We start from the raw sequence: 14,743 nt of genomic DNA, 5'->3' as shown, positions 1-14,743 counted from the left end.
CCACCAGGAACGGGTCAGCGTGTGTGGGTCGGCGGCCGCCTCGGGCGCGTCACGGGTCGGCCCTCGGGTGCGGGCTGGCCGGGCGCCCGCCGTAGACGCGGTTCATCTCGTGCACGGTTCGGATGATCTGTTCGCGGAGGTCGTCGGGTGCGAGAACCTCCGCGTCGGCGCCGAGCTTGAGGAGTTCGGTGGCGGCCACGTCGACGGACTCGATGGGGACGGCCACGCGCGTCCAGCCCGCCGCGTCGGGTTCGGTCGCGGTTCGCCGGGCGGCGTCGACCATGACCGGCTCCAGCAGGTGGGGCAGCCGGTCGAGGCCCCGGCGGGAGAGGCGGACGACGGCGGTGTCGCGGTGGCGGCACTGGTCGAAGCGGCTGAGGTAGCTGGTCCAGTGGCTGGCCAGGTCGAAACCCTCGGCGCGGTCGAACCGCCCGGTGAGCACGTCCGCGTCGAGGACGCGGGAGACCCGGTAGGTGCGGAACTGGCCGTCACCGCGCGCCACGAGGTACCAGTGACCGCCCTTGAGGACCAGGCCGTGCGGCTGCACGGTCCGGGTGATCTCGTGCGGCTGCGCCCAGCGCAGGTAGCGGATCCGCACGGCGTGCTGGTTCCAGGTGGCGTCCGCGATCGCGGCCAGGTGGGGGGTGTGCTCCGCCCCCTGGTACCACGGTGGGGTGTCGAGGTGGAACCGCTCGGCGATGCGGCTGGCCCGGTCGCGCAGTTCGGCCGGCAGTGCGGCCGTCAGCTTGAGCCGCGCGCTGGCCACCGCCGCCAGGCCCAGGGAGGTGGCGGCCGCGGGCAGCCCGGTCAGGAACACCGCCTCGGCCTCGGCCGCGCTGAGCCCGGTCAACCGGGTCCGGTAGCCGTCGAGCAGCTGGTAGCCGCCCTCGTGCCCGGGCTCTCCGTACACCGGCACGCCGGCCGCGCTCAGCGACTCCACGTCCCGGTAGATCGTGCGCACCGACACCTCCAGGGCGTCCGCCAACTCCTGAGCGGTCATCCGGCCACGCGTCTGCAGCAGCAACAGCAGGGACACCAGACGGCTCGCGCGCATGCCCACCACTCTGCCGAACTCCACTGACAGAAGATGTCAGGGGACCGGCCGTAGCGTCACGACCATGACCGCAACACCCGATGTCGACACCTTCGTCAACCGCTACGCCGCCGTGTGGAACGAGCCCGACCCCGCGCTGCGGCGCAGGATCATCACCGAGCTGTGGGCCGACGACGGCGTCGAGTACACCGACACCAGCGAGTACCACGGGCACGACGCCGTCGAGGCCCGCGTCACCGAGGCCCACGAGCAGTTCGTCGCCACGGGCGGGTTCGTCTTCGTCGTGGCCTCGGACGTGCTGCGCCACCACGACGCCGTCACCTTCGCCACGCACATGGTTCCCTCGGCCGGCGGCGTTCCCGTGTGGAGCGGTGTGGTGTTCGCCGTGCTCGACCGGGACGGGCGGATCCAGCGCGACTACCAGTTCACCGGTGAGCAGGCGAGCACCCGTGCTGTCGTGGCCGACTTCCTCGGCCGTTTGTCCGAGGGCCACCCGGAGCGGATCGCCGAGCTGTTCGCGGACACCGTCGACTGGCGGCTGGGCTGGCCGGCGGAGGGGCACCCCGCGGTGCCCTGGATCCGCCCCCGGTCGACGCGCGCCGACGTGGCCGACCACTTCCGCGCCCTGAACGCCTTCCACGTCCCCCAGCGGCCGGACGGGGTTGCGCCCAGGGTTCTGGTCGAGGGGCCGGACGCGGTGGTGCTCGGCGACATCCGGCAGACCGTGCGGGCTTCGGGCAGGGCGTACACGGCCCGGTGCGCCCTGCACCTCACCGTCGAGGCCGGCGTGATCACCCGCTACCACGTCTACGAGGACAGCCTGACCGTCGCGCAGGCACTGACCGGTGACGCCCCGACCGGTGACGCCCTGGCCGCGGGCTGAACCATCGGTGGACACCGACCGCGTGGCCAGGCGACCGGGCGGCTGGGCCCTCCGGCTCAGCTGATCGCGTCGCGGACGGCGTTGTAGACGTCGAGGACCGCGCCGGCGGCCGGCAGCGTCGCGATGAGCACGACGTACTCCACGATGTCCAGCCAGCGCCCGCGAAACGGCGAGCGCAGGTTGCGCACCACGCGGGCGGCGTAGTACAGGCAGCACGCCGCGGCGACCACGGCGACCACGGCGCTGGCCACCAGCCAGCCTCCGGCCACAGTGGACACCAGCTGGACGCCGAGCACGGTCAGCACGGCCAGCCCGACGACCACCAGGGCCACCCGGTGCGCCGCGCCGGCGTAGGCCCTGGACCGCAGCAGCCACGCCGTGCCGACCAGGCCCACCAGCACGGGTGCCCAGCTCGACCGGTCGGTGGCCAGCACGGCGCAGCACCCCACCGCGATCGCGCCGATCCCGACGAGCAGTCCGGTGAGGATCTCGCCCGCCCGGGAGGTCAGGTCGAGCACCTCGGAGTCGTAGGCCGGGCGCTCGTCAACCCGGAACGACTCCATGTCCGCCGGCACGTACGGCAGGGGCAACCGGGCCAGCCGCATGGCGATCACCGGGGTTGCCACGGTGAGCCCGATCGCCGCGGCCGCGGCCACGGCCGAAGCACGGGCGGGCGGCACGTCGAAGAGCAGCACGGTGGCGGTGACCAGCGCGCCGCCACCGGCCGCGACCGCGGCCGCCGCGAACCACGCCAGGCGGCGGGCGAGCACCGCGGCCGCCGACGCGGCGTACAGCGTGGCCGCGCCCAGCCCGACGGCGAGCTGCTCGGCCCCCAGCGGCCAGATCGCGTGCGGCGGCAGCGCGGTGAGCCCGGCGCACAACGCCGCGCCCAGGCCGGCCGCCGCACACGCGCTGGCGGCGTCCTGGTCCCCGTAGACCCGGGCGAGCGCACCGGCCACGAGGGCGAGCAGCACGGCGAACCCGCCCGAGGCGAGCGGCGCGGACAGGTGCCCGGCCAGGCCGAACGCGGTGAGCAGGGTGGCCGCCACGAACAGCACGGCCGCGACCGCGATGCCCAGCCGCCGCCCCACTTTCGGCTGCCACGCGCCCTTCCTGGTGCGCGCGGCGCTGGCGATCGCGTCGACCACGTCGTCGAACAGCAGCGGTGTCGGTTGGGCGGTCCTCGGGTTGAGCTGGAGCACGTCCCCGTCGCGCAGGGCCGCGGCCGCGACGGTGAGCCGGGGCGACAGCGGCGGCTCACCCAACCTGGACAGCGTCCAGCCGGCGCTGGGGCGTGCCTGCGGTGGCGCCTCGCCGGCCAGGTGGACCAGTTGCGGAACCAGTTCGGCCACCGTGCACTGCAGCGGCAGGCCGACGTCCATCCGCCGGTGCGGCGTCACCACGGTGACCCGGCGCGGTGTCGCGGTCGGAGTGGTCATCGGGCCGTGAACGAGTCCTGGCCGTCGGCGAGCACGGGAGCGAAGCGCGCCTGGGTGGCCGCGGCCAACCGGTCCAGCGCGTCGTTGACGGCCTCGGTCACGATGGCGCCGATGTCGTGGGCGTCGTGGCGGCGGACGGTCACCGGGTCGATGGAGATCTCCACCAGCCGGCCCGTGCCCCGCACCGTGGCGGTGACCTCACTGGCCCGGGAGAACCCCTTGACCAGCATGGCGTCCACGCCGCGCTGGATCTGCGCGATCTCCTGCTGGCGGCGCTGCAACCGCGCCATCATCTCCTCGATCTCGGCCTCGGGCGCGACCGGGGGCACGCGGTTGTCGAACTCCGGGTGCATGGCAACCTCCGTCAGCGGCTGGCGCTGGTGAGCGCCAGGGTGTTGCTGCTGCTGGTACCGATACCGCTGAACAACGTGGTCAGCAGTTGGCTGAGGCCGGCGGTGATCCCCTTGGAGACGGCCTCGGCCATCTTCTTCGCCGTGATCGCCTGCCGGAGGGCCAGGAAGAACTGCACCATGGCCTGTGCCTTCTGCCCGAACGCCAACAGCCGCAGCGCGATGTTCAGCAACCGCACCACGACCTGGGCGGCCTGGGTGAACGTCTGCTGCAGCTGCTCGATCGCCTGCCGCGCCTTCTCCAGCGCGTCGGCCGAGGAGACCAGGCGCTGACTCTCCTGTTCCAGGCTGCGCTTGAGCACGTTGTTGAGCTGGTCCACCAGCTGGGTGGACGCCTGCTGGCAGGCGTCGTAGGACCGGCCGTTCCAGGTCTGCCCCAGCTGGGTCACCACCTGGTTGGTCGAACTGGCCGCCGACCCGATCATGGCCGCGCACCGGTCGCACTCCTGTGCCTTCGCCCGCAGCTCGCCCGGCTGTCCGGTGACCTGACCGAGCGCCACGTCCAGCAGCGTGAAGCCCGCCCTGAGGATCTCGGTTACCTGGCTGATGTCCACAACCCACCTCCTCGTCCCGGTCAGCCTAGGTAACGGCACCCGTCGCCAGGACGGCAGAATTACCCACCCCCGCCGCAGGTCGAGCGGTCACACTCGGGTGCGTGACGAGCCCGTCCAGAAGCCGTTCCGCCGTGCTGCCGCCCGAGGGCGAGATCGTGTTGGAGTCGCCGCCGACCCTGGCCCGCGGCGGCGGCAACGGCATGCTGCACCTGTTGGTCATGGCACCGATGATGCTGGGCATGGGCGCCATGTCCTTCGTCTACATCGGACGATCCGGCGGCCCGATGACCTACATCTTCGGCGGGTTGTTCGTGTTGGTCATGGTGGGCATGGTCGTGATGTCACTGGCCGGCGGCCGTCAGGCGAGCAGGAAGCGGATCAACGAGGAGCGCCGCGACTACCAGCGCTACCTCGCCGGCCTGCGCAAGCAGGTGCACGAGACCGCCGACCGGCAACGGCTCGTCCTGGAGTCGGGCCAGCCCGACCCCACCGAGCTGTGGACCTTCGCGGGCAGCCAGCGGCTGTGGGAGCGGCGCCGGTCCGATCCCACCTTCGGCCAGCTGCGCGTCGGACGGGGCACGCACGAGTTGGCCACCCCGCTCAGTCCACCCCGGACAGTGCCGCTGGAGGACCTGGACCCGGTGTCCTCCACGTCGCTGCGGCACTTCATCCGCACCTACCGCACCGTGCCCGACCTGCCCGTGGCGATCTCGCTGCGGGCCTTCTCCCGGGTGGTGGTGAGCGGTTCCCGGGAGCGGGTGCTCGATCTGGTCCGCGCGCTGCTGGCGCAGGCGGCGACCCTGCAGGCGCCGGCCGACCTGCGGATCGCGCTGTGCCTCGCCAGCGACCGGCGTGCCGACTGGGAGTGGCTGAAGTGGCTGCCGCACACCCACCACCCGGACGACACCGACCCGGTGGGCCCGGTCCGGCTGGTGGCCGGCGACCTCGACGCGCTCACCGACCTGCTCGGCGCCGAACTCGGCGAGCGGCCCGCGTTCACCCGGCAACCCGGGATGGGTTTCGACGTCGCGCACGTCCTGGTGGTGGTGGACGGGGGCCGCACGGCCGGGGGTTCCCGGCTGATGGCCGAGACCGGGATGCACGGGGTGACCGTGCTGGAACTGACCGAGGTGCCGCTGGACACGCCCGGTGAGCACACGCTGTCCCTGCACGTGTCCGCCGAGCGGATGGGCATGCGGGTCGGCTGGGACAGCGACTCCGGCACGTTCCGCCCGCTCGGCGTGCCCGACCGGTTGACCGAGGCCGAAGCCGAAGCGCTGGCCAGAGCGCTGTCCCCGTTCCACCTCGGCACGGTCGCGGCCAGGCAGACCCCGCTGGCGCACACCCTCGCGCTGGCCACCCTGCTCGGCCTGGCCGACCCGAGGGACGTGGACCCGGCGGTCAGCTGGCAGCCCCGGCCGCCGCGCGAGCGGTTGCGCGTGCCACTCGGCGTCGACCCGCAGGGCCGGCCGGTCGAGCTGGACCTCAAGGAGTCGGCCGAGGGCGGCATGGGTCCGCACGGCCTGGTCATCGGCGCGACCGGGTCCGGCAAGAGCGAACTGCTGCGCACCCTGGTGACCGGCCTCGCCGTGACCCACTCGTCCGAGGCGGTGAACCTGGCGCTGATCGACTTCAAGGGCGGCGCGACCTTCGCCGGCATGACCGATCTGCCGCACACCTGCGCGGTGATCACCAACCTGTCCGAGGACCTGGCGCTGGTCGACCGGATGGCCGACGCGATCAACGGCGAACTGGTGCGGCGCCAGGAACTGCTGCGCGCGGCCGGCAACTACGCGTCGGTGCGGGACTACACCAAGGCCCGCGAGGCCGGCGCGGACCTGGCCCCGCTGCCCGCGCTGCTGGTGATCATCGACGAGTTCAGCGAACTGCTCTCCAGCCGGCCGGAGTTCATCGACCTGTTCGTGATGATCGGCCGGCTCGGCCGCAGCCTGGCCGTGCACCTGCTGCTGGCCTCGCAGCGACTGGAGGAGGGCAGGTTGCGCGGGCTGGAGGCGCACCTGTCCTACCGGATCGGGCTGCGGACCTTCTCGGCCGCGGAGAGCCGCGCCGTGCTCGGCGTGCCCGACGCCTACCACCTGCCCGCGGTGCCCGGGTCGGCCTACCTGAAGAGCGACACCGACACGCTGGTGCGGCTCAAGGCCGCCTACGTGTCCGGCGAGCTGCCGGCCAGGCCCACCGGTGCGGTGCCGGTGGCCACGCCGGGCCGGCAGGTGCTCCCGTTCACCCTCGCCCCGGTCCCCGCTCCGGCGCTGCCGCCCGCACCGGTGCTGCCGGACACCACCGGCCAGGAGGACACCGGGGAGACCATCATGGGCGCGATGCTGAGCCGGTTGGCCGGCAAGGGCCCGTCGGCGCACCAGATCTGGCTGCCGCCGCTGGACGAACCGCCCACACTGGACGCGCTGCTCCCGCCGCTGGGCGTCGACCCGGTGCGGGGCCTGTGCCCGCTCGGCTGGAGCGGCAACGGCCGGCTCGCCGTGCCGGTGGCCATTGTGGACAAGCCGTTCGAGCAGTGCCGCGACCAGCTGTGGCTCGACCTCTCCGGGGCGGCAGGCAACGTCCTGGTGCTCGGCGCCCCGCAGAGCGGCAAGAGCACGCTGTTGCGCGGCCTCATCGCCGCGCTCGCGCTCACCCACACCCCGGCCGAGGCGCAGTTCTTCCTGCTGGACATGGGAGGCGGCGCGCTGGGACCGGTGTCCGGCCTGCCGCACGTGAGCGGCTACGCGGTGCGCCGGGACGCGGAGCGCTGCCGGCGGGTCGTCGCGGAGGTCGTCACCCTGCTCGCCTGGCGCGAGCAGTTCTTCGCCGAGCACGGCATCGACTCGGTGGCGACGTTCCGGCAGCGCCGTGCCGAGATCACCGGCGGACCGGACGGCCGCGTGTTCGGCGACGTGTTCCTGGTGGTGGACGACTGGGCCACGGTGCGCGAGGAGTTCGAGCAGCTCGCCGAGACCGTCACCCGGCTCGCCACCAGGGGGCTCGGCTTCGGCATCCACGTCGTGGTCAGCTCGACCTGGTGGCTGAACCTGCCCACGCCGCTGCGCGACAGCACCGGCACCAAGCTGGAGCTGCGGCTGGGCGATCCCACCGACTCGGTGATCGACCGGCGTGTCGCGGTCAACGTGCCGGCCAACACGCCGGGGCGCGGCATCACCCCGGACGGCCTGCACATGTTGACCGCACTGCCCAGGGTGGACGGCGACACCGGTGCCACCACCCTCGGCGCGGGCACCGCGGACCTGGTCGCCCGGGTCACCGCGGCCTGGCCCGGCGAGCCCGCTCCCCAGGTGCGCCTGCTGCCGAGGATGGTTCCCCTGTCCACATTGGACGAGTCGGGCGAGTCGTCGGGGCACCGGATTCCACTCGGGATCGCCGAGTCCGATCTGCAGCCGGTGGCGCTGGACTTCGACAGCGACCCCCACTTCCTGGCGTTCGCCGACGTGGAGTGCGGCAAGACCGCGCTGCTGCGCACCATCGCGCACGGCATCACCCGCCGCTACACGCCCGACGAGGCGCGGATCATCGTGGTGGACTACCGCCGCGGGCTGCTCGGCGCGGTCGGTGAGCCGCACCTGCTCGGCTACGCGGGCTCCGAGCCGGTGCTCGCGGACTTCATCGGCCAGGTGGCCGACGCCATGCGGGAACGCCTGCCCGGTCCCGAGATCACCCCGGAGCAGCTGCGCAACCGGGACTGGTGGCAGGGCCGCGAGCTGTTCCTGCTGATCGACGACTACGAACTGGTGGCGGCGCCGGGCAAGTTGACCCACCCGCTGGGTCCGCTGCTGGAGTTCCTCCCCCACGCCCGCGACATCGGCCTGCACCTGGTGGTGACGCGCGGCAGCGGCGGCGCCGCACGGGCCCTGTTCGACCCGGTGCTGCAACGGATGCGGGAACTCGGCTCGCCCGGCCTGGTGATGTCCGGTGACCGGGACGAGGGCCCGCTGCTCGGCGACGTGCGGCCGGGACCGCAACCGCCTGGCCGGGGCGTGCTGGTGCGCCGGCGCGGCGCCCCGTCCCTGATCCAGGTCGGCTGGCCGGGCGAATGTGGGTAAAAGTGCCGTTGGTGGCGTGCTGAAGCCGCCGTAGCTTCGGTCCTGAAAGGAGGTCGACCATGGCTGACGGAGTTCTTCTCGACCAGGCGATCATCGCCAAGGCGGCGACCGATTTCGACGCCACCGCGAAGCGCATCCAGGAAATGATGAGCAAGATGAACGGTGACGTGACGAACGCGATCGGGCAGACCAGGATGTTCAACGGTGCCGCCCGACTGGCGTTCGACCAGAACCACGCGCTGCTGAACGAGAAGATCAGCAAGGCCACCGTTGAACTGAACGTCATCGGCGAGAAGTTCAAAGAGGTGATGGGACAGCACGCGTCCTTCGCGGAAGAGCAGGCCGCCCGACTCAACCAGCAGGTGGGGCCGATCCACGCCGGCCTGAACGGCTGACCCGGCTCGACGCGAACCACGCGAAGGGAGAGAACGAACAATGCAGACCTCACCATCGGCCGGCACCGTCGCGATGAACTACGCCGCGGTCACCACGGCCGGGCAGTCGTTGGTCAAGTACTCCGGCGAGATCAGCCAGTCGGTGTCGGATCTGGACACCGCCCTCGGCCCGGTGCGGGAGAGCTGGTACGGCTCGGGCAGCGCGTCCGGCGCCAGCGCGCAGGTCGCCGAGGCCAACCTCCGCCGGCTGCTCGCGGAGATGTCCCAGATCATCACCAACATCGGCAACCTGCTGAGCACGTCGGCGACCGACGCCGCCGCGCTGGACCAGAGCCTGACCAGCAAGTTCGCCTCCGCGTGAGACACACGCACCAGGGCACCGCGCACGCCTGACCACACTCCGGTCCGTTGCCCCGGGGTGGGTGCGCCGCCAGGCCACCCACCCCGGTCACCCGTCGAGCACCTGGAAAGGCCGCCATGTCCGGCTCCGGATTCTTCTCGGTCGACCTCCCGGCTCTGACCGAGTTCACCGAGGAACTCACCACCCAGCTGCACGCGACCACCCGGCAGCTGACCGAACTGGCCCCGCTCGCCGAGTTCGTGCTGCCGCTCGGCGAGTTCACCGAGGCGCACTCACTCGACCAGACCCACCACGCGGCCGTGGCGGACATGGCCACCCTGCTCGCCAAGGCCGGCGAGGCCATCGCCTTCGCCGAGGAGGTCACCAACACCGTGGCCCTGGCCTACCGGGCCCACGACGACGGCCTGACCGCCGACCTGTCCGCCCTCGGCGCCGCGCTGCGGCCACTGCCCGGCTCGAAACCGTCCACACCGGACACCGGGGGTGAGGCGGCATGAAGCCGGCGACCAACTTCGGCCAGTACCCCCACCAGCAGCTGTACGCGATGCTGCACGCCTCCGACGAGGCGGGGGTGCGCTCGGCCGCGGACGCCTGGGACGGGATCGGGGCCCGGCTGCACGAGCAGGCCGGCAACCTGGAGAGCCGGCTGGCCCGGTTCCGGGACCGCTGGCGGGGCACCGCGGCCGACCAGTACCAGGTGATGATCGGTGATCTGGGCGCGGGGCTGCGCCGGATCGCCGACACCGCGTTCACGCTGCGCGATCTCGCCCACCAGGCGGCCGACGTGCTGGTCAAGGCCAAGGTCGAGATGCCGGTGCCGGTCGAGGTGCCGCAGCTGCCCCCGGCCACCGCGCAACTGGCCGCCACGCCGATCGAGGTGGACGCGTTCACCTCGGCCGAGACCGTGGCCCGGCTGCAGCAGCTGCGCGCCGAGGCGATCGCCGCGGTGCAGGCGCACCAGCAGGCGGCGCAGGTGGCCAACGCCGCACACGCCCGCGCCATCGCGGTGATGTCCGCGCTGGCCGGTGAGTACCAGGTGACCGACCAGGCCATCCCAGCCTCACCGGAAGCCCGCCAGGCAGCGACCGGCGGGCGCGCGGGCGTCGACGACTGGATGCGACAGCGGGACCCCGCTCAGTCCTCCTGGTCGCCACCGGACAGCACCGGGACGGCCACCACCACGCCGGTGTTCAGCGGCACGTTCACCGCGGGTCTGGGTGCCGCGTCCGCGGCCGTGGCCAGGCAGCTCGTGCCGGCCCTGCCGAAAGTTCCCGACTGGGCGGCGAAGAAGCCGCCGGCCGCGGTGGACCAGCCGGCCGCGCCACCCGGCACCACCACACCGGGCACACCGTCCCAGCCCAACGGCGGCACCGGGCTGGGCGCCCTCGGGCTCGGCGCGGGCATCGGCGGCGCGGGCATCGGCGGTGCTGGCCTCGGCGGCAGCGGCAAGGGCGAGGCCGGTGCCGGCCGGGGTGTCGTCGGCGGTGTTGGCGCGGCGCCGAAACCGGTCGCGGGCGTCGGCATGACCGGCGCCGGGCCGACCCCGAGCGCGGCGGCAGCGGCGCTCGGCGCCACCGCGGGCGCGGTCAAGGCGGGTGCCGGCGGCGCACCCATGATGCCGATGATGCCGTTCGCGCCGGCCGGCTCGGACATGGACAGCGCGCGGCGCATCCCGCCGTGGCTGACCGAGACCGAGGACGTCTGGGGCGAACCGCAGGACACCGCACCACCGGTGATCGGCGCGGCCCCGGCCGAGGAGTACCCGCGACCCGGTTATCCGTACTGAGCACCGCTGGAGAAAGACCGAACACCGCTGAGAAAGGCGTGGAACATGCCGCAACTGACCGATGAGGAGATAGCACGGCACGCCGCGGACGCCGGCTTCACCGGTTCGGACCTGGAGACCGCCGTCGCGGTCGCGCTCGCCGAGTCCCACGGCGACTCCGACGCGCTCGGCGACCTGCACCTGCGGACCGAGGTGTACGGCCCCTCGGTGGGCCTGTGGCAGATCCGCTCGGTCAACCCGGGCCACGGCGGGTGGTTCGACCAGGCGCACCGCAACGAACAGGCGAACCTGGACCCGGCGACCAACGCCAGGAACGCGTACGCGATCCGCGAGCGCTACGGGTGGCGCGACTGGTCCACCTACACCAGCGGCCGGTACCGCCAGTTCCTCGACCGCGCCCAGCGCGCGGTGCGGTCCCCGAACGCCGGCACCGCACCCGCACCGTCCACACCGGACCCCGCCGCCGGCCAGCGCTCCAGCCAGTCGGTCCAGCCGGTCCAGAGCCAGCGCGGTTCCAGCAACCCCGGCGGCATGGCCGTCGACCTGGCCGAGCTGATCCGGTCCATGCAGCGGCTGCTCAACCCGGGCAAGCAGATCAGTGACGCGGCCAGGATGGTCCAGGCGGGAACGCGGGTCGCCGCGGGCGCGTTCGGCGGCACCGCCGGCGCCGGGGTGGCCGCCAGCGCGAACGCCCGGACCGTGCAGGAGTGCACGGCACAGGCGGAGCGCAGCGCACAGGAGCTGGAGCGGATGCGGGCCGGCATGAAGTCGGTCCACGACGCGCAGTCCGCGGACGACCGAGCCCGGGCCACGCAACTGAACCTGCTCGTCGACCCGGCGATCCAGCGCAACGCCACGGCATGAGGATCCGCCCGCCTCGGGCGGGAGAAGGGGGGTCGCCGTGCACGGTGACCAGGCAGGGCAGGGGTTTCAGATCGAGCACGCCCAGGTGTCCGCGGCGGCCAGGGAGCTGCCGAACCAGGGCGGGGTGCTGCGCGAGACCGCGAAAACCCTGGAGGCGCGCCCGCTCGCCGCGGGCGCTTTCGGCGCGCTGCCCGAGGCGTCGCAGTTCGCCGCGACCGCGCACGGCGAGTCGGTGGCCCGTTCGGTGCGCGGGCTGGTCGAGAAGGACCGTCAGCTGATCGCCATCGCGGCCGGCATGCTGGACGTCAGCCAGCGGTTCCAGCAACACGACGAGGCCGTAGCCGCGAAGGTGAACGAGCTGGTGCGGGGCAAGGACACCGCGGGCGAGGGCTGGTTGCAGTGGGGCCAGGGCGGCGCCAGCATCGTCGCCAGCGAGGACCGCGACTACATCAGGCTCACGCCGCGCGACCCGTCGGTGCCGGGTTCCCTGATCCCCAACATCGTCGGCGCCAAGGGGTTCGAGGTCGGTCCCTGGTGGGACCTGCTCGACCAGGAACACACCTACCGGCGGGAGACGCCGACGCCGTTCCGCTTCGACGACGTGCAAGCCGTTGCCGGCGAGGCCATCCGCACCGACCCGGTGCCCAACGCGACCGCGGGTGCCGCCACCCCATCCGGTGCGCGGATCGACGCGGACGGCGGCGGCAACTACGTGTACTCGTTCACCTACCCCTCCCCCGATCCGAGCAACTACACCGACCTGACGATCAACTACACCGTCGCCGACGAGCACATCCTCGACGAGGGCTACGTGATCCGGTACGGCCGGCGGGCCGAGGACGGCAGCCTGGTGCTGGTGAGTTACGGCGAGGGCAACTCCTGGTTGCAGCACCCGCTCAACAAGCCGCTGGAGATCTACACCAACAGCCTGTGGGACGACAACCACGACCGGGTCATCAACCAGATCATCACCAGGCTCGACGCGACGCGCGGGGGCGCGGCACCGCAGCCGGCGCGGTGAGCCGACCGCAGGCGCTGGTCGGACCGGTGCCGCACCCCGCACACCACCCTCACCGGCCAGGACTGGTCCTGCGGCCTCGGCGGATCACAGCCACCCCGACCACGGCGGCCCCGGCGAGCAGCACCCCGGTCACGGCGAGCGCACCGGGCAGCCGGTCCCGGGGTGGCGGTGTCGCCGGCCCGGCCGCTGGCTCCACCGTGGTGGGGGAGGCACCGGCCCGCGCCGACGCCTCCCCCACCACCTCCGCGGTGACCGCGCGGTACACGTCCAGCACGCCCCACCCCAGTCTCGGGTCGCGGCCGCCGCTGGCTGGCCGGCTGGCCGTCGCGGTGAGCCGGTCCAGCACCTGAGCCGGGTCCAGCGCCGGGCGGTACGCGCGCACCAACGCCACCGCACCGGCCACGTAGGCGGCGGCGAACGCCGGGTTGTCCACCCCCCACCGGTGTCCGAGTTGTCCCCGGGTGCCGGCCGAGGTGCTGACCAGCCCGGTGCCCGGTGCCGCGAGCGACAGGTGATCACCGGACTCGCCCTGCACGGGTGTGCCGGTCTGGTCGGTCGCGGCGACCGCGACCACCCCGGGCAGACCGGCCGGGTAGGACCGCGACTCGGGTTTGTCACCCACCGCGGGCGCCACCACGCTGACGCCGCGCGCCAACGCGTCCGACACGGCCCGCTGCAACGCCGGTGAGGACCGCGGTGCCGGCACGACCACCAGGACCACGGTCGCGCCCGCCGCGACCGACCGGCCGATGGCCGCGGCCAACGCGTCCGGGTCCGGCTCCGACGCCGCGGATCCGTCGGTGGCCTGGGTGTAGCGCACCGCGAGAACGCGCACGCCCGGCGCCATGCCCGTGAACGTGGTCGCCGCGTCCGGCCGCGCCGCCACGATCCCGGCCGCGATCGTGCCGCGCCCGTCGCAGTCGCCACTGTCCGAACCGGACACCACCTGGCCCGGCGCGAACTGCGGGTTGCCCGCGTCCACACCGGTGCCGACCACCGCGACCAGCTGGCCGGTGCCCTCGGTCACCGGCCAGATCCGCTCGGGTGCGGTGAGCCGCTGGGCCCAGCCGGGACCCTCCCGGTACACGCCGGCTGGTGCCGCGCACGGGGACGCGCCAGCCGCCGGTGGTGGTGCGGCGGACAACGCCGTCACGCCCAGTGCGACGGCCGCCACCGCCGCCTGGGACCGGCCTGACCGGGCGGGCATCAGGCCGACACGCGGTCGCCGCCGCACGCCCGCTCGTCGGCGACCACGCCGTGCTCGATCGCGTAGCGGGTGAGTTCCGGCCGCCGCCGCAGCCCGGTCTTGTCCCGCACCCGGTCCAGGTAGCTGCGCACGGTCCGCACGCTGATCGCCAGGGCGCACGCGATGTCCTGGTCGCGCTCGCCGAGCGCGAGCCGGCCGAGCACCTCCCGCTCCCGGTCGGACAGTTCGGGCAGCGATCCGCCACCGCGCCGGCCGGGCACGTCCAGCACGGCGTTGGCGATCGAGGACGACAGGTAGCGGTTGCCTGCGGCGATCTCGTGGACCGCGCGCACGATCTCGACCCCGTCGGCGTGCTTGCTCAGGTAACCCCGCGCCCCGGCGGCCAACGCGCCGTGCACCTCGGCCCGGCCGGTCCAGGCCGACAGCACCAACACGCGGTGTCCCATCCCGGTCAGGGCCAGCACCGCCGCCGAGTCCCGCACACCCGGCAGACTCGGGTCCACCACCACCACCGAGCCCGGCCGGCGGCGACAGGCGGCGAACCGCGCCACCGACTCGGCCACCGCGTCCACCTCGACTCCGGGCTCCTCGTTGAGCAACCGGACCACCGCTGTTCGGTACAGCGGCGAACTCTCCACGACCCCAACCGCGATCCGCTCGGTCGGCATCCCAAACCCCCTCACTGGATGGTTGGCC

The 14,743-nt window shown here is 73.2% G+C and carries 14 protein-coding genes; 8 read left to right on the top strand and 6 right to left on the bottom strand.

Annotated features, from left to right (window positions below; genetic code table 11):
- Window positions 1-49: 49 nt before the first annotated feature.
- Entirely contained in the window at window positions 50-1,054 is a 1,005-nt protein-coding gene (locus LX83_RS35745) for a helix-turn-helix transcriptional regulator (protein WP_253780066.1), read from the bottom strand.
- A 64-nt stretch (window positions 1,055-1,118) separates the two neighbouring features.
- On the opposite strand from LX83_RS35745, the gene LX83_RS35740 reads away from it, so the two are divergent.
- Entirely contained in the window at window positions 1,119-1,937 is an 819-nt protein-coding gene (locus LX83_RS35740; RefSeq protein WP_253780064.1) for a nuclear transport factor 2 family protein, read from the top strand.
- Between the two features lie 56 nt (window positions 1,938-1,993).
- On the opposite strand, the gene eccD is transcribed toward LX83_RS35740, so the two are convergent.
- Genes eccD through LX83_RS35725 form a run of 3 tightly spaced genes read right to left on the bottom strand, consistent with a single transcriptional unit; the run spans window position 1,994 to window position 4,340 of the window.
- A complete protein-coding gene (gene eccD / locus LX83_RS35735; RefSeq protein WP_253780062.1) occupies window positions 1,994-3,376 on the bottom strand; it encodes a type VII secretion integral membrane protein EccD in 1,383 nt (460 codons plus the stop codon).
- Complete coding sequence (locus LX83_RS35730; protein ID WP_253780059.1) at window positions 3,373-3,729, bottom strand: YbaB/EbfC family nucleoid-associated protein; 357 nt, start codon at window positions 3,727-3,729, stop codon at window positions 3,373-3,375. Before LX83_RS35730 ends, eccD begins: the two co-directional genes overlap by 4 nt.
- Before the next feature lie 11 nt (window positions 3,730-3,740).
- A complete protein-coding gene (locus LX83_RS35725; RefSeq protein ID WP_253780056.1) occupies window positions 3,741-4,340 on the bottom strand; it encodes a WXG100 family type VII secretion target in 600 nt (199 codons plus the stop codon).
- Window positions 4,341-4,441: 101 nt separating this feature from the next.
- Here LX83_RS35725 and eccCa point away from each other — a divergent pair, with 101 nt between their 5' ends.
- The 7 genes from eccCa to LX83_RS35690 all read left to right on the top strand — a co-directional run bounded on the left by eccCa (window position 4,442) and on the right by LX83_RS35690 (window position 12,840).
- Window positions 4,442-8,413 carry a type VII secretion protein EccCa gene (eccCa, locus tag LX83_RS35720; RefSeq protein WP_253780053.1) on the top strand — a complete coding sequence of 1,324 codons (3,972 nt, stop codon included), beginning with the start codon at window positions 4,442-4,444 and terminating at the stop codon, window positions 8,411-8,413.
- A 59-nt stretch (window positions 8,414-8,472) separates the two neighbouring features.
- Window positions 8,473-8,808, top strand: coding sequence for a hypothetical protein (locus tag LX83_RS35715; protein WP_253780051.1), 336 nt, complete (start codon window positions 8,473-8,475; stop codon window positions 8,806-8,808).
- 40 nt (window positions 8,809-8,848) lie between these two features.
- Window positions 8,849-9,169, top strand: a complete 321-nt coding sequence (locus LX83_RS35710; protein WP_253780048.1) for a WXG100 family type VII secretion target — start codon at window positions 8,849-8,851, stop codon at window positions 9,167-9,169.
- Window positions 9,170-9,285: 116 nt separating this feature from the next.
- Window positions 9,286-9,666 carry a hypothetical protein gene (locus tag LX83_RS35705; protein WP_253780039.1) on the top strand — a complete coding sequence of 127 codons (381 nt, stop codon included), beginning with the start codon at window positions 9,286-9,288 and terminating at the stop codon, window positions 9,664-9,666.
- Window positions 9,663-10,955, top strand: a complete 1,293-nt coding sequence (locus LX83_RS35700) for a WXG100 family type VII secretion target (protein WP_253780037.1) — start codon at window positions 9,663-9,665, stop codon at window positions 10,953-10,955. The genes LX83_RS35705 and LX83_RS35700 overlap by 4 nt, the downstream gene beginning before the upstream one ends.
- Window positions 10,956-11,000: 45 nt before the next feature.
- Complete coding sequence (locus tag LX83_RS35695) at window positions 11,001-11,819, top strand: hypothetical protein (protein WP_253780035.1); 819 nt, start codon at window positions 11,001-11,003, stop codon at window positions 11,817-11,819.
- A gap of 37 nt (window positions 11,820-11,856) precedes the next feature.
- Window positions 11,857-12,840 (top strand): hypothetical protein, encoded by a 984-nt coding sequence (locus LX83_RS35690; protein ID WP_253780031.1) that lies wholly within the window; start codon window positions 11,857-11,859, stop codon window positions 12,838-12,840.
- A gap of 49 nt (window positions 12,841-12,889) precedes the next feature.
- On the opposite strand, the gene LX83_RS35685 is transcribed toward LX83_RS35690, so the two are convergent.
- Window positions 12,890-14,047, bottom strand: a complete 1,158-nt coding sequence (locus tag LX83_RS35685; RefSeq protein ID WP_253780029.1) for a S8 family serine peptidase — start codon at window positions 14,045-14,047, stop codon at window positions 12,890-12,892.
- Complete coding sequence (locus tag LX83_RS35680; RefSeq protein WP_253780026.1) at window positions 14,047-14,715, bottom strand: LuxR C-terminal-related transcriptional regulator; 669 nt, start codon at window positions 14,713-14,715, stop codon at window positions 14,047-14,049. Before LX83_RS35680 ends, LX83_RS35685 begins: the two co-directional genes overlap by 1 nt.
- Between the last annotated feature and the right edge of the window lie 28 nt (window positions 14,716-14,743).

This window comes from Goodfellowiella coeruleoviolacea, from assembly GCF_024171785.1.
GTDB lineage: Bacteria > Actinomycetota > Actinomycetes > Mycobacteriales > Pseudonocardiaceae > Goodfellowiella > Goodfellowiella coeruleoviolacea.
This window is presented reverse-complemented; position numbering and strand designations above follow the sequence as displayed.

Excerpts from the sequence above, each read along its gene's own strand:
- LX83_RS35730 (WP_253780059.1), bottom strand. The coding sequence starts at position 3,729 with ATGCACCCGGAGTTCGACAACCGCGTGCCCCCGGTCGCGCCCGAGGCC.
- LX83_RS35695 (WP_253780035.1), top strand. The coding sequence starts at position 11,001 with ATGCCGCAACTGACCGATGAGGAGATAGCACGGCACGCCGCGGACGCC.
- LX83_RS35740 (WP_253780064.1), top strand. The coding sequence starts at position 1,119 with ATGACCGCAACACCCGATGTCGACACCTTCGTCAACCGCTACGCCGCC.
- LX83_RS35745 (WP_253780066.1), bottom strand. The coding sequence starts at position 1,054 with ATGCGCGCGAGCCGTCTGGTGTCCCTGCTGTTGCTGCTGCAGACGCGT.
- LX83_RS35700 (WP_253780037.1), top strand. The coding sequence starts at position 9,663 with ATGAAGCCGGCGACCAACTTCGGCCAGTACCCCCACCAGCAGCTGTAC.
- LX83_RS35710 (WP_253780048.1), top strand. The coding sequence starts at position 8,849 with ATGCAGACCTCACCATCGGCCGGCACCGTCGCGATGAACTACGCCGCG.
- LX83_RS35715 (WP_253780051.1), top strand. The coding sequence starts at position 8,473 with ATGGCTGACGGAGTTCTTCTCGACCAGGCGATCATCGCCAAGGCGGCG.
- LX83_RS35680 (WP_253780026.1), bottom strand. The coding sequence starts at position 14,715 with ATGCCGACCGAGCGGATCGCGGTTGGGGTCGTGGAGAGTTCGCCGCTG.
- eccD (WP_253780062.1), bottom strand. The coding sequence starts at position 3,376 with ATGACCACTCCGACCGCGACACCGCGCCGGGTCACCGTGGTGACGCCG.
- LX83_RS35705 (WP_253780039.1), top strand. The coding sequence starts at position 9,286 with ATGTCCGGCTCCGGATTCTTCTCGGTCGACCTCCCGGCTCTGACCGAG.
- LX83_RS35685 (WP_253780029.1), bottom strand. The coding sequence starts at position 14,047 with ATGCCCGCCCGGTCAGGCCGGTCCCAGGCGGCGGTGGCGGCCGTCGCA.